This window comes from Erysipelothrix inopinata, from assembly GCF_014396165.1.
Lineage (GTDB): Bacteria > Bacillota_I > Bacilli_A > Erysipelotrichales > Erysipelotrichaceae > Erysipelothrix > Erysipelothrix inopinata.
In genome coordinates this window covers 1812338-1827057 of record NZ_CP060715.1, presented here as the reverse complement: position 1 = coordinate 1827057, position 14720 = coordinate 1812338, and the positions used below count along the sequence as shown (strand labels likewise).

The following is a 14720-nucleotide window of genomic DNA, read 5'->3' as shown; positions in this document are numbered from 1 at the left end:
ACAACAATGTCGAGATATTTAGGTATCGATATTGGAGGAACAAATGTTCGTGTCGCTGTTGTAGATGAGATGGGCGAAATTATTGAAGAAATAAAGCGCCCTTCTTTAGCAACTGAGGGACCTGAGATTGTTCTTAACAATATCGTAGATATGATTAACAACTTAGAGCACTTTAAGGACTGTTTAGGAATAGGAATAGGAATACCTGGGCCAGTTGATACAGAAAGAGGTTGTGTTTCACTCGCAACCAATCTTAAAGGATTTACTGGATATCCAATTGTTGATTTCTTTAAAAATGAATTTAAACTACCAGTATACATGGATAATGATGCCAATGTTGCTGGACTTGCTGAAGCCTTAGTTGGCTCAGGTAAGGGAAAACGTGTTGTTTATTACTTTACGCATTCAACAGGTATTGGTGGCGCACTTGTAGTAGACGGGCATGTTGTTTCAGGAAATAAAGGATATGCCGGAGAGGTCGGAAACATTGTGATTGATCGCAGCCGCCCACGTTTAAGTGATGTAAACTCACTTAATGCTGGTGCAGTTGAGAATGAAGCGAGTGGTTCCGCAATCGTACGTAAAGCTCAAAAATTAATTGATCCTGAAATCACTTCAGGCTATCAAGTATTTAAGCTTTATGAAGAAGGCAACGAAGCAGCGAAAGAAATCATCGACAACATGAGCTATGATATGGGAATGATGCTTTCATGTATAGCACATGTTTGTGACCCACATGTATTCGTAGTTGGTGGTGGTGTGACTAAGTCACGCGATTTATACTGGGATAAAATGATTGCTGCATATCAAGATTTAGTTCATCCTCAAATGAGAGATACTGAATTTGTTATGGCATCACTTGAAGAACCAGGAGTTATCGGTGCCGCAATGTTATGTTATTCAAAAGAGGAACTATAATGACTTTATTAGAAAAATACGCAAAACTTGCTGTACAAGTTGGAGTTAATGTTCAAAAGGGTCAAACTTTGATTATCAATATTAAAGCTGAACACTATGAATTTGCTCGTTTACTTGTTAAGGAAGCATACGCATGTGGTGCAAAACGTGTTGTCGTTAAGTATGGCGATGATGTTATTGCTAAAGAACATGCATTACACCAAGATATTGAAACATTTACACGAGTACCACAATGGTTAATCGATGAAAATGATGATTATTTAAGTGAAGATTTATGTAGGCTTTCTGTCTACGCGCCATCACCAGGGCTTATGGCTGATGTTGATGGTGAGAAACTTGCTGCACAAGCTAAGGCACAAGGAGAAGCTCTTAAACGCATGAGAGAGTATACAATGGCTAATCGTGGTCAATGGTCACTCATTTCACTTCCTACAGTTGCTTGGGCACGTGTAGTCTTCCCTGAACTCTCAGATGAAGAAGCATACCAAAAACTATTTGAATCAATTCTCTATGCAGTTAGAATTAATGAAAATGATGATCCGGTCGAAGCATGGGACAAACATAACCATGTTCTTGCCCATCAAAATAAGGTCTTAAACGACTTTAACTTTAAATCATTACATTTTAAAAATGATAAGGGAACAGATATAGTAGTAGGTCTTGTAAAAGATCACGTTTGGGCTGGCGGTGAAGAAACTTCAGAAAAAGGTACAACTTTTAATCCAAATATGCCAACTGAAGAATCATTCACAATGCCGGATCGTTTAAATGTAAATGGTAGAGTTTACTCTACAAAACCTCTTAACTATAACGGAAAACTTATTGATGAGTTCTGGTTAGAATTTAAAGATGGTAAAGTTATTGATTTTGATGCTAAACAAGAAAAAGAAACACTCCAACAACTTCTTGATACTGATGAAGGAAGTCGTCATATTGGAGAAATCGCTCTTATTTCTCATCAATCTCCGATTTCGGATTTAAACATTTTATTTTACAATACGCTTTTTGATGAAAATGCGTCATGCCATATGGCTTTAGGACGTGCTTACCCAATGAATATCAAGGGTGGTACAGAAATGACACAAGAGGAACTTTTAGCACATAATTCAAATGACTCAATCAACCATGAAGATTTCATGTTTGGTAGCGAAGATATGAGTGTTATTGGTTTAACTTACGATAATCAAGAAATAACAGTATTTGATAAAGGAAATTTTGTTATTTAAAAGCGTGATTCGTCACGCTTTTTTATAAAGGAGACACAATGAAAAATTTAGATAGAAAATATGCAGAACTACTTGTTAAAACAGGTGTTAATGTTCAAGAAGGGCAAACATTGCTAATTAACGCTGGACCTGAACATCATGAGTTTGTAACGATTTTAACTGAAATCGCCTATGAAAATGGTGCAAAGGAAGTTATCGTTAAGTTTACTAGTGAAGCCATTACGAGACTTAATTATCTCCACATGGATACAGAAACCTTAACAGACATACCTAGCTGGAAAGTTGATGAATACGAAGACTATCGTCACCGTGATCTTTGCATGATTGCGTTGAGAAGTCCTAATCCAGGATTAATGGATGATGTTGATAGCAAGAAAGTTTCCGCATCAATGCAAGCAAATGGTAAGGCGATGGCTAAGTTTAGAAACTACTCCATGAGTAGCCAAGGTCAATGGTTAGTTGCAGCATACCCAACCTACAATTGGGCTAAAGCGGTATTTCCAGATGCAGAACGTGAAGAAGGATACCAAAAACTATATGAAAGCATTCTATATGCTTCACGAGTAACAGAAGATAACGATCCGCAACAAGCATGGGTAGAACATAATGAAGTACTTGCTCACCAAAATAAACTTCTTAATGACTATGATTTTAAAGCAATTAAATTTAAAAATGCTAAAGGAACGGACATTCAAGTAGGCTTAGTAGAAAATCATATATGGAATGGCGGAAAGAAAAATTCTCAAAAAGGAATCGCATTTAACGCGAATATTCCAACTGAGGAATCCTTTACAACACCAGACAGATTGGCGGTCGATGGTATTGTATACAACACGAAACCCTTAAACAATAATGGACGTTTGATTGATGAATTCTGGTTGAAATTTGAAAATGGTGTCGTCGTTGATTTTGATGCGAAACAGGGTTATGATGCACTAAAAGAACTCCTTGCAACGGATGAAAACAGTAATCGTATTGGAGAAATTGCGTTAATTTCTCATGATTCACCAATCTCAAATTTAAACTTATTATTCTATAATACACTCTTTGATGAAAATGCATCGTGTCATATTGCTCTTGGACAAGGTTATCCATTAATTCCCGATGGTGGTATGATGGATCGAGAAGAACTTCTTAAACATAATGTAAACCAATCTATGATTCACGTAGACTTTATGTTTGGTAGTGAAGATATGAATGCGGTTGGAATTACAAAAGATGGTCAGGAAGTAACCATTATCGAAGCGGGAAATATAATTTTATAGACATTAGCTTTAGTTTAATTATGTTTTTGCTACTCGAAAATACGTGAAAAAAATAAAAAGAAGTCTCCAACACTTGTTGGGGTCTTCTGCAATCTCATAGTAGCTATAATAATTAACTTAATTCATTTGGAAAACAAGATAGAATACAGCGTCAGGATCCAATGCATTTTGAGTTAGATAGCGATAGGTTAATATCACACTTAGCTTTCCGTTTTCATTAATATATAAAGAATCCTCAGTACCAATTGAGATACATTTTTCATACTTTGTTGCATCACAAGAATCAAAAGCAATCTTGTAGTCGATTGCATTCTTATCGTAGTCAGGTTCTTCTGGTTTGAGATTTTTAATCATTTGTTCGTAAATATCATCATTGGTAACTTTTGCAAGGTCTAAGACTTCATTTTTGTTCATTGGTTTTCCATCTTTTTTGCTGAAAACATAAGACTTTATCGTGTACATACCGACATCAGCAGGGACGGTAGGGAAGATACTTTTGAAAGTCATAAATGAAATTGTATTATCAGTTTCAGCGTAATTAATGAGTGCAAAAGTTCCCTTCATATTTTCATATTTCACTTGATCTTTTTCGAGAGTATCAATTTCTTTGTTTAATTCATCTTGAATTTTCTTTGAAGATTCGGTATCAAAATTCAATGTTATATTTTGAAGATCTCCCATGTAAGGATCTTTGGAAATAGGTCCTTTTGACATCGAGATAGATTCTCCAAGGAATTTTGATATTGATTCCTTTTGATCATATTTTTCTTTAATTTCACTATATACGAATGGTTTGTTAGTATCCAATTTAGCAACCACTTTTTGTGGTTCAGGTTTCCCCCATCGTCATTGGAACCTGTATCTTTTTTGGAACAACCCGCTAAGGTCAGAATTAGCACAAGGCAAATTATTAAAGTTTTTTTCATAACTTTACCATAGAGTTAATTGCTTAACTTCCTTTCACAACACAATTATATCATGACAACAATGAAAAGGGTTACAATACTTTGTGAATTGTTCACTAAATGAGAATTAATAGTAAAATAGTTATTAATAGAGCATTCTAACTTGTTTTTTATTAAATTATTTGTATAATGTATCTATAAACATTGAAGAGAACAAGGTTAAAGGTACTTTGAACTAGAGAGTGAAGTGGTTGGTGAAAACTTCTCGTAAAAGTCTTTAATTACCATCTCAGAGTTGAACTTTCGAAAAGGTTCCGTATGCTGGCGTTAACAGTTTGAGAGCACTATATTTTTAGTGAATTAAAGGTGGTACCGCGTCCATTCGTCCTTTTGTCGAATGGACGCTTTTATTATATAAAGGAGAGATATTATGGTTAATATTAAAGAAGATCCGCAGTTAAATGTGTTGAATCACTCATCTGCACACTTACTTGCACATGCAGTTAAAAGATTATATCCCCAAGCTCATTTTTGGGTAGGACCTGTCATCGAAGATGGTTTCTATTATGACATCGACTTAGGTGATGATAAAATCACTGAAGAGGACCTTCCAAAAATTGAATCGATGATGCGTAAGATAGCTAAAGAGGATAAAAGAATTACTCGTATTGAACTCTCTAAAGCGGAAGCTTTAGAAGAATTTGGTGACGACCCTTATAAAGTTGACATTATCAACAATCTTTCAGATGACGAGACAATTTCAGCGTATCGTCAAGCGGAGTTTATCGACTTATGTCGCGGACCTCATGTTGAAACAACAAAGAAAATGAAATATTTCAAGCTTACAAAAGTTTCTGGTGCTTACTGGAAAGGTGATGCAAACAATAAAATGTTGCAACGTGTTTACGGTATTACATTCGAAACTCAAGAGGATCTTGATGCCTACCTTGAATGGCTAGAAGCTGCGAAAGCACGTGACCATAAAAAATTAGGTCGCGAACTTGAACTCTTCATGATGAGTGAATATGGTCCAGGATTCCCATTCTGGCTACCAAATGGTATGACACTCCGCCATGCACTTGACGAATACTATCATGCAGCTCATGTTCGTCGTGGCTATGTATTTACACAAACGCCTACAATGTTAAATAAAGAACTTTGGGAAATTTCAGGTCACTGGCAAAATTATCGTGATAACATGTACACATCAACAATTGATGACCGTGAATTTGCAATTAAACCAATGAACTGTCCAGGTGGAATGTTAGTTTATAAGAATGGTCTTCATTCATATCGTGACTTACCAATTCGTCTTGCTGAGATGGGCACGGTTCATCGTCACGAGGCAAGTGGTGCATTGAACGGACTATTCCGCGTGCGTTCCTTTACACAAGACGATGCCCACTTATTTATGACAGAAGAACAGCTTCAAGATGAAATTGTTGAAATTCTAGATTTCATCGATGAAATTTATACAGTATTTGGTCTAACATACTCAATTGAATTATCAACAAGACCCGAAGACAAATACATTGGAGAAATTTCCGTTTGGGATCATTCAGAAAAAATTCTTGAAGATGCATGTCGCGCAGCAGGAAAAGAGTTTAAAATCAATCCTGGAGATGGTGCATTCTATGGTCCTAAACTTGACTTCAAGGTTCGTGATTCGCTAAACCGTATCTGGCAATGTGGTACTGTCCAACTTGATATGAACTTACCAGAACGATTTGATTTAACATATGTTGCAGAAGATGGCACTAAAAAACGTCCAATCATGCTTCACCGTGCTATTTTTGGATCAATTGAGCGATTTATTGGAATATTAATTGAACACTTTGGTGGTGCCTTCCCAGTTTGGTTAGCTCCAACTCAAGTTGAAATAATTCCAGTTAATACAGAGTTCCATATGGATTATGCTTATGAAGTTGCTAAACAACTTGAAGAACAAGGGGTTAGAGTTCATGTGGATGGACGTAATGAAAAATTAGGATACAGACTTCGTGAAGCTCAAGTGAATAAAATTCCGCTTCAAGTTATTATTGGTGATAAAGAGATTGAAAATAAATCTGTGAACCTTCGTCGATTTGGAGAGCGTGCACAAAATCCATACTCACTTGGAGAATTCTTAGAACTTGTCAATAATGAGATTAAAAACAAAACAATTCATGAAATAGAAAAAGATTAACTCTCGATCACTCGAGAGTTTTTTCACAAACAATATGTCATGACATAGCACCTAAACCGCTACAAATGTATATTGACAGCGGTTACATTCTTTCGAAAAATGTTGATTTTATTTTATATATTGGATACACTAAGATTACAAGGAAAAACTTGTAGGAGGAAAATATGAAGAAGTTGCTTATGGTTGCTTTATCATTAGTAGTTGTTTTAGGGTTAACTGCTTGTGGTAAAGAAAAAGAAGATACTGCTGCCGAACTCGGTGACGGTAAAGCTGATATTATATTAATTACTGATGAAGGGACAATCGATGACCGTTCATTCAACCAAGGATCTTGGGAAGGGGTACAAGAATACGCTAAAGAAAATAAAGACGTAAAAATTGGGTACCTAAGACCTAAATCAACAAATGATGATGAGTACTACAATACGATTAAAAAAGCGATTGAACAAGGTGGAGCTAAAGTTATCGTAACTCCTGGTTTCTTATTCAATAAAGCTGTTTATCAAGCACAAGCTGAATTCCCAGATGTGCACTTCATTTTTGTCGATAGTCAACCTCAATTAGACCCTGACGATTTCTCAACTGTTAAAGTTGGAGAAAACACAGTGTCATTAGTTTACGAAGAACATCAAGCAGGATTCCTCGCTGGATATGCTGCAGTTAAAGAAGGCATGACAAAACTTGGCTTCGTTGGTGGTATTCGTGTTCCTGCAGTTGAAAAATTCGGTGTTGGTTACCTATACGGTGCTGATGCTGCTGCTAAAGAATTAGGCGTTGATGTAGAAGTTCGTTACAACTATGTTAATAGCTTCGTACCAAAACCAGAAGTTCAACAATTAGCTGCTGGATGGTATGCAAACGGAACTGAAGTTATCTTCTCTGCTGCTGGGGGAGCTGGTGCATCAGTATTTGCTGCTGCTGAATCAGCAAACAAAAAAGCAATCGGAGTTGACTCTGATCAAAGTAAAGAAAGTGATGTAGTTATTACATCTGCTATTAAGCAATTACAAACTTCAGTTAAGGATGCTCTAACAAAACACTTTAAGAATGAATTCCCTGGTGGACAAACACTTTCTTATGGTATCGATGTAGATTCCGTTGGACTACCAATGGATACAAGCCGTTTTGAAAAATTCAAACAAGCTGACTACGATAAGATTTATAAAGAATTGAAAGAAGATAAAGACGGAATCAGAACTAAGATGGAAAAAACACATGATAATGATTTCGGAAATATCAAACTTGAAAAAGTAAAAGTTATTTATAACTAAAACCAAAACCCTCTGTGGAGGGTTTTAGTTTATTATGGCCTTTATGTAACCGCTTGCTTAAATGAGTGTATAGTGCTAAAATATCTATAGTAATTAGGATAGATAGTGTCGCAATTTCATTACAACTCAACACAAAGGGTTTCATATAAACATAATAATAGAATGAAAGAATGCAGCTATTGATGACTATTTAACACAATATAAAAAGGGGTCAGATGTTTATTGATTAGTGAGATACAATTTATGATAATTGTGTAGTTTTTTTGGTTGAAATTCACTATGTATTTTGATTGTGTAGAATAGAAGTATAGGAGTGCGAAAGATGAAAAATATAGTCGAAATGAATCATATTACGAAGACATTTCCTGGCATCATTGCAAATGATGATGTGTCGTTGGCTCTTCGTACGGGTGAAATACATGCTCTCTTAGGAGAAAATGGGGCAGGTAAGTCCACCCTTATGTCAATACTCTTCGGAATGTATCAACCCGATTCTGGAGAAATAATTGTAAATGGAAATAAAGTAGAAATAACCAATCCAAGACAAGCAACTGAGCTTAAAATTGGAATGGTTCATCAACATTTTAAATTAGTAGATACTTTTACTGTTACCGAAAACATCATTTTAGGTGTTGAAGAAGTGGTAAAGGGAGCTGTTGATAAAAAGAAAGCTCGTGAAGCAATTGTTCAATTAAGTGAACGTTATAATCTAAATGTTGATCCTGATGCAAAAATTGAAGATATTTCTGTAGGGATGCAACAACGTGTCGAAATTCTTAAATTATTGTATCGTGAAAGTGATGTTATGATTTTTGACGAACCGACTGCTGTTTTAACACCTCAAGAAATTGAAGAGTTAATGGAAATTATGTTGGAGCTTCAAAAAGAGGGGAAATCAATAATTTTGATTACTCACAAACTTGGTGAAATTAAACGTGTTGCTGATCGTTGCACTGTCTTACGTAAAGGAAAATATATTGGAACTGTTGAAGTTGCTGACGTATCGATTCCAGAAATGTCAGAAATGATGGTTGGTCGTAAAGTTGATCTTGATATTGATTTAAAACCAATTGAACGTGGTGATGTCGTACTCAGTGTCGAAAATCTCTCGGTTGAGTCAAGCCATGGAAACCATGATTCTGTCAAAAGTGCTAGCTTTGCACTCCATAGCGGTGAAATCGTAAGTATCGCTGGTATTGAGGGGAATGGACAACGTGAACTTGTCTATGCTATCGCTGGGATGATGCCTATCAAATCAGGAGAAATCGTATTGAACGGTGAAAATATCGAAGATAAATCAATTCGATACAGAAATACACATGGTATTTCTCATATTCCTGAAGACAGACATCGTGACGGTCTCGTTTTAGAATATAATCTCGCATACAACTTGGCATTGAAGAAATACTTTATGCCGCAGTTTGCTGAGAAGGGTTTTCTAAAATTTGCTCATATTGATAAATATGCCCGTGACTTAATTCAGTCCTTTGATATTCGTAGTTCTAAGGGTCCTGATTCCATTGCACGAAGCATGTCAGGTGGTAACCAACAAAAAGCAATTTTAGCACGAGAAATCGATTTGGGTTCTGATGTCCTTATGGCAGTTCAACCAACTCGAGGCCTTGATGTTGGAGCTATTGAATACATTCACAAGCAACTTGTAGCTCAACGAGATGCGGGTAAATCAGTTTTACTCGTTTCCTATGAATTATCAGAAATTATGAACGTTAGTGATCGCATCTTAGTAATTCATGATGGAGAACTAGTCGGTGAATTTAAGCCTGAAGACGTAACTCAACAAGAATTAGGTCTCTATATGGCTGGAGCAAAGCGAGGTAACAAGAATGAAACGATTTAATGAATTCCGTAAAACTGATGAATTTGATAACTTGTTAGCATCGATCTTTGCAATTATTTTTGGTCTTGTATTTGGATTTATTATTATTCTAGCTACAAATCCTAAAAATGCTATTGATGCATTTGGAATTATTTTGCAAGGTGGATTCTATCATGGAATCTTTGGATTAGGAAACGTACTGTTTAGTGCCACACCAATCATCCTAACAGGGTTGTCTGTTGGTTTTGCATTTAAGACAGGACTCTTCAACATTGGTGCTTCTGGTCAATTTATGATTGGTGCATTTACTGCAATCTATGTAGGTGTTAACTGGACGTGGCTTCCACCCTCAATTGCTTGGTTAGTTGCTATGCTCGCTGGAGCATTTGCTGGAGCAATTTGGGGAATGATTGTCGGAGCTCTCAAAGCTTATCGAAATGTTAATGAAGTTATCGCTTCTATTATGATGAACTACATTGCAATGTATCTCGTTAACTTTTGGATGAGAATTTCAACATTTGATCAAGTATACAGTAGAACCATTCAACCAAAGAATGCATACCTACCTCGTATGGGATTGGATGTCATCTTTCCCAAATCATCAATTAATATAGGAATAGTTATCGCTATAGTAGTTGCTATTGTGATTCATATTATTTTAAATAAAACAACGTTTGGTTTTGAACTTAAGGCTGTTGGATACAATAGACACTCAAGTAAATATGCTGGAATTAATGAAAAGAAAAGTATTATCCTCTCAATGGCAATAGCAGGTATGCTAGCTGGACTTGGTGGAGCACTACTATACTTGTCAGATGTCGGAGTATACTTAAATGCTTCGTACTCGATTCTAAAAGAAGGATTTGATGGTATCTCTGTTGCTTTACTTGCTCAAAGTAATCCAATTGCGATTATCTTCTCAGGTATCTTTATATCTCATATCACTTATGGTGGTAGCAACTTACAATTACTCAATCTACAACCTGAGATTATTGAAGTTATTACTGCAGCTATTATTTATATTAGTGCCTTATCAATTCTTCTTAAAAAGTTCATTGGTAAGTTTAAGAAAAAAGATAAGGAGGTTCAATAATTATGGATATGTTCTATTTCATATTTCAACAAACCTTATATATCGCAATTCCACTTCTGATTGTTGCTTTGGGAGGACTCTTCTCTGAACGAAGTGGTGTTGTAAACATTGCCCTTGAAGGAATCATGGTTTTTGGATCTTTCTTCGGAATTGTAACGATGTTTATCCTACAAGGATCAATGAGTGGTCAATTACTTTTCATCGTTGCAATGCTTGTCGCAGCTTTAAGTGGGGTGTTGCTTGCGGTAGTTCATGCATTCGCATCAATTAATATGAACGCTGACCAAACAATCAGTGGTACAGCAATCAACATGTTTGCACCAGCATTCACAGTCTTTGTCGCTCGATTATTTAATAATGTTAAAGAAATCCCATTCAAGAATACTTTTTTAATTAGAAAGATTCCGGGATTAAGTGATATACCAGTCATTGGTAGAATGTTCTTTACCAATGTATATATTTCAACTTTAGTTGGGATTATACTACTGATTGTGACCATTTACATTCTTAATAAAACACGATTTGGACTTCGTCTCAAAGCGGCAGGAGAAAATCCACATGCGCTCGATGCAGCTGGTGTTAATGTTAAGAAAATACGTTGGACAGCGGTCTTGGTTTCTGGAGCTCTTGCAGGGCTCGGTGGTCTCTTGATTACCGTACCAGTAAGTACATCATTCAGTGGAACCGTTAACGGTTATGGATTCTTGGCTGTTGCAATCTTAATCTTCGGTCAATGGAAACCACTCAATGTATTCTTATCGTCGCTATTCTTTGCGGTTGCACTTACAATCTCAAACACATACTCAGCAATTCCTGTTCTCTTAAATTCAGGAATTCCGGAACAATTCTACAAGATGATTCCATATGTTGCGACACTTATTGTTCTAATCTTTACCTCTAAGAAATCTGCGGCTCCTAAAGCACTGGGTGATCCGTATGATCAAGGTAAGCGATAAAACTAGATTCATTAGATTTCAATTAATATATATTTAAAAGCGGTATATTTACCGCTTTTTTACTTGTTGAACTTATGTTACAGCCTAAAATCTAAAGAATTATGTTGCTATTAGTTATAAGATTGGGAGCAATATTGTTACTGGAGTGTTTTCATGTTAAAATTTATATGAAGAAAGAGTGTTTCTTGATTTTATACTTTTTTTATCTCAGTGGTGTTTTTAAATCTTTCCTATTTGCTTTATTTGAGAAATAACTGCCTATAATGTTATCAGTATTTTTAAAATAATAAAGGAGGGAAACATATGAAGAAATATTTGCAAATTTCGGTCTTGGCTTGCTTTCTTTTTGTTGCGTCGAGTTGTACTAGTAATGAGGATAGCGTAAGGTTCGTGTGTGAAAGTACATTTGAAGTTGCGAGTGATGGTGACAATACGAACTATAATACGCATGGACTCGTTAATAATACTTTATTGGTATCTGAAGATATAATTGATGACGATTATACTACGGGTTTTCGTACCATTCGATTACTTGCATTAGATTTAAAAACTAAAAAAATTAAAACACTAAAAGAATTTGATTATGATGTTAGAGTTTGGGATTTTATACTCGTTAATGATGAAGTTATTTTTTCAACGATTTCACCAGATGAATTAGATAATCTTGAATCAAGATTAATAAACATACAAGTTGTTTCGTCACATCCGAATACAGCTGATAAAGTGATAGATCAAGGATTAATATATAACTTTTCAAAGTCACCCAGTTTTTACTTATACGATGATGTGATTTATTATGCGTTTGAATCTTTTGAATTGGAAAACAATCAAGCTGTAAAACTTCACCAAAAAGTAGTGAAATATCAAAATTTTACCCCAGAAGTCATTTACAGTTTTGATAACGAGGTTAGTGAATATACACTCGAAGATGATTACGAAGTGATGACTTCTACAGAGTTGGTTAAAGGTTTTAATAGGTTCGGATTTACAACTCGAACACCAGAGGGGTCAGTATTTTACCAATCAATCGAAAACAATAAATTTAAAAATAGTAAAATATCTGGAGATATTGCTAATGTATTATTATTTTCTGAGGATTTTGCATTTGATTTTGCTGAGTTAGGAGAAAGTGAAAAATACAACATAAAATCCTATACAATGACAGGATATCTCGGAAATAAACCAACACAAAAACTTCCAAATAATATGGGTCGTTTACAACCGAATAGTGAAGAGTCAAGTCTTGTTGTCTATAATGGATTTCCAAATGATGAATCAGTAAAATCAAATCTTGAAGGGGCTTATGCAGGGATTTTTGAATTGAAAGATAACAAAGACGGAAGCAATGACTTGGTTATTACTACAATCAACTATGAAGGGTACGATCAACATGCAATTCCTTTTGTATATCGAATCGAACATAAAAAGTTCGCAATCGTTCAGTTTGATGAGAAAGAAAATATGAAGATCTCGCTTATCAAACAAAAGTAGAAATGAGAGCAAAAGTATATTAAAAACACGTACATTTAGGATTTGTACGTGTTTTATTATTTATTTAGTCGTTGTTAACGTCATGTAAGAGTTGTAATTTAAGATCATACAATTCTTGTGATAAGTCGACATAGTATTTGTGAGGGTAGTGAAGACGTTTCACTTCGTCCCAAATTGTTTCCATCTCTTTTTCTGAATAAATTCGAATTTCTTCGAGTGTTGGCACTTCATAGACACATTCACCATCTACAAATATTGGAACTTGAAGTTCGCGAACTTGATAGTTTGTAAGTGTCTTTTTCTTCCATGTTGCATTAGGGTCGAAAATTGTAATGGTATCAGTTGGAATCGATTCATCAGCAAGTGCAATATAATCAGCAAGAGCTTTATTCGTATTGTTATCATAGAAACGATACAGACGTTTATAGCCAGGGTTCGTGATTTTTTCGATATTTTCGCTCACCTTGATTTTAGGTGTGATCACATTGTCTGCTTCAGAAGCAACAAGTTTATATACGCCACCAAGAACCGGTTCTGATTTTGATGTGATAAGGTTTTCTCCAACACCAAATTGATCGATTTTCGCACCTTGATAAATTAAGTCGTCGATAATGAATTCATCCAATGCATTAGATGCCATAATCTTACAATCTTGAAGTCCGTTTTCATCTAACATTTTACGAGCTTCTTTTGAAAGGTAGGCAAGGTCACCAGAATCTAAACGAATTGCTTTGAGACGATATCCATTAGGAATTAAGTATTCTTTTGCAACCTTGATTGCATTAGGAATACCGGAATTTAATGTGTCATATGTGTCTACTAAGAATATTGCGTTATCAGGATTGTACTTAGAGAACTCCATGAAGGCTTCAAGTTCTGAATCATGAAGCTGAATATAGGAGTGAGCCATTGTACCTGATACCATGGCACCATACTTATAACCAGCAAGTGTGTGTGATGTTCCAACACAACCTGCAATAATTGCTGCACGAGCACCATCAACAGATGCATCGTATCCGTGAGCACGACGTGCCCCAAATTCTAAGACTGCACGACCACGTGCTGCATTGGCAATGCGACTTGCTTTTGTTGTAACTAAAGTTGAGTAGTTTATTGAAAGCAAGAGTAATGTTTCAATTAATTGAGCTTCAATCACCGTACCACGAACTGTTACAAAAGGTTCGTTTTTAAAGACAACAGTTCCATCTTCAACTGCCCAGATATCGAGATTCAGTTTCATATTTAGAAGATAGTCTAAGAAAGCTTCATCTGTAAATCCTTGAGTACGTAGATAGTCAATGTGTCCTTGGTTAAATTTAAAGTTGTTAAGAGCTTCAATAAGTTTGGATAGGCCATTAAAGATTAAGTAGCCACCATCGTTAGGTATTTTTCGTGTAAACATGTCGAAATAAACGATTTCTTCATGGCGTCCTGCTTTAAAGTAAGAGTAAGCCATCGTAAACTCATAAAGGTCTGTTAGAAATACGTTATCGTTATTTTCAATCATTTTGTCACCGTTCTTTCTATTTGTAAAACATTGATGTACAATAATAACTACATTGTATCATTTTTT

At 35.5% G+C, this 14720-nt stretch carries 11 protein-coding genes and 1 other annotated feature; of the genes, 9 read left to right on the top strand and 2 right to left on the bottom strand.

Annotated features, from left to right (window positions below; all coding sequences use genetic code 11):
- Positions 1-6 precede the first annotated feature (6 nt).
- From H9L01_RS08875 to H9L01_RS08865, 3 genes are read left to right on the top strand one after another with little or no spacing between them, the layout of a single operon-like run.
- Complete coding sequence (locus H9L01_RS08875) at positions 7-918, top strand: ROK family protein (protein ID WP_187533603.1); 912 nt, start codon at positions 7-9, stop codon at positions 916-918.
- Positions 918-2144 carry an aminopeptidase gene (locus tag H9L01_RS08870; RefSeq protein WP_246448985.1) on the top strand — a complete coding sequence of 409 codons (1227 nt, stop codon included), beginning with the start codon at positions 918-920 and terminating at the stop codon, positions 2142-2144. The genes H9L01_RS08875 and H9L01_RS08870 overlap by 1 nt, the downstream gene beginning before the upstream one ends.
- Before the next feature lie 38 nt (positions 2145-2182).
- Positions 2183-3409, top strand: coding sequence for an aminopeptidase (locus H9L01_RS08865; protein ID WP_187533602.1), 1227 nt, complete (start codon positions 2183-2185; stop codon positions 3407-3409).
- 117 nt (positions 3410-3526) lie between these two features.
- On the opposite strand, the gene H9L01_RS08860 is transcribed toward H9L01_RS08865, so the two are convergent.
- Positions 3527-4228, bottom strand: coding sequence for a hypothetical protein (locus H9L01_RS08860; RefSeq protein WP_187533601.1), 702 nt, complete (start codon positions 4226-4228; stop codon positions 3527-3529).
- A 281-nt stretch (positions 4229-4509) separates the two neighbouring features.
- Positions 4510-4707: a binding site (T-box leader), on the top strand.
- Positions 4708-4744: 37 nt separating this feature from the next.
- Between H9L01_RS08860 and thrS the strand changes: the two genes are divergently transcribed.
- From thrS to H9L01_RS08830, 6 genes are all read left to right on the top strand, one after another.
- Positions 4745-6499, top strand: a complete 1755-nt coding sequence (thrS, locus tag H9L01_RS08855; protein WP_187533600.1) for a threonine--tRNA ligase — start codon at positions 4745-4747, stop codon at positions 6497-6499.
- A 164-nt stretch (positions 6500-6663) separates the two neighbouring features.
- The gene (locus H9L01_RS08850; protein WP_187533599.1) at positions 6664-7770 is read left to right on the top strand and encodes a BMP family lipoprotein; all 1107 of its coding nucleotides are present in this window, start codon (positions 6664-6666) and stop codon (positions 7768-7770) included.
- Positions 7771-8092: 322 nt separating this feature from the next.
- Positions 8093-9628 carry an ABC transporter ATP-binding protein gene (locus H9L01_RS08845; RefSeq protein WP_187533598.1) on the top strand — a complete coding sequence of 512 codons (1536 nt, stop codon included), beginning with the start codon at positions 8093-8095 and terminating at the stop codon, positions 9626-9628.
- A complete protein-coding gene (locus H9L01_RS08840) occupies positions 9615-10700 on the top strand; it encodes an ABC transporter permease (protein ID WP_187533597.1) in 1086 nt (361 codons plus the stop codon). Before H9L01_RS08845 ends, H9L01_RS08840 begins: the two co-directional genes overlap by 14 nt.
- 2 nt (positions 10701-10702) lie before the next feature.
- Positions 10703-11656, top strand: a complete 954-nt coding sequence (locus H9L01_RS08835; RefSeq protein WP_187533596.1) for an ABC transporter permease — start codon at positions 10703-10705, stop codon at positions 11654-11656.
- Positions 11657-11959: 303 nt separating this feature from the next.
- A complete protein-coding gene (locus tag H9L01_RS08830) occupies positions 11960-13147 on the top strand; it encodes a hypothetical protein (protein ID WP_187533595.1) in 1188 nt (395 codons plus the stop codon).
- Positions 13148-13211: 64 nt separating this feature from the next.
- Here the strand turns inward: H9L01_RS08830 and H9L01_RS08825 are convergent, their stop codons facing one another.
- Positions 13212-14654: a nicotinate phosphoribosyltransferase gene (locus H9L01_RS08825; RefSeq protein WP_187533594.1), complete on the bottom strand. Its 1443-nt coding sequence runs from the start codon at positions 14652-14654 to the stop codon at positions 13212-13214.
- Positions 14655-14720: the final 66 nt, after the last annotated feature.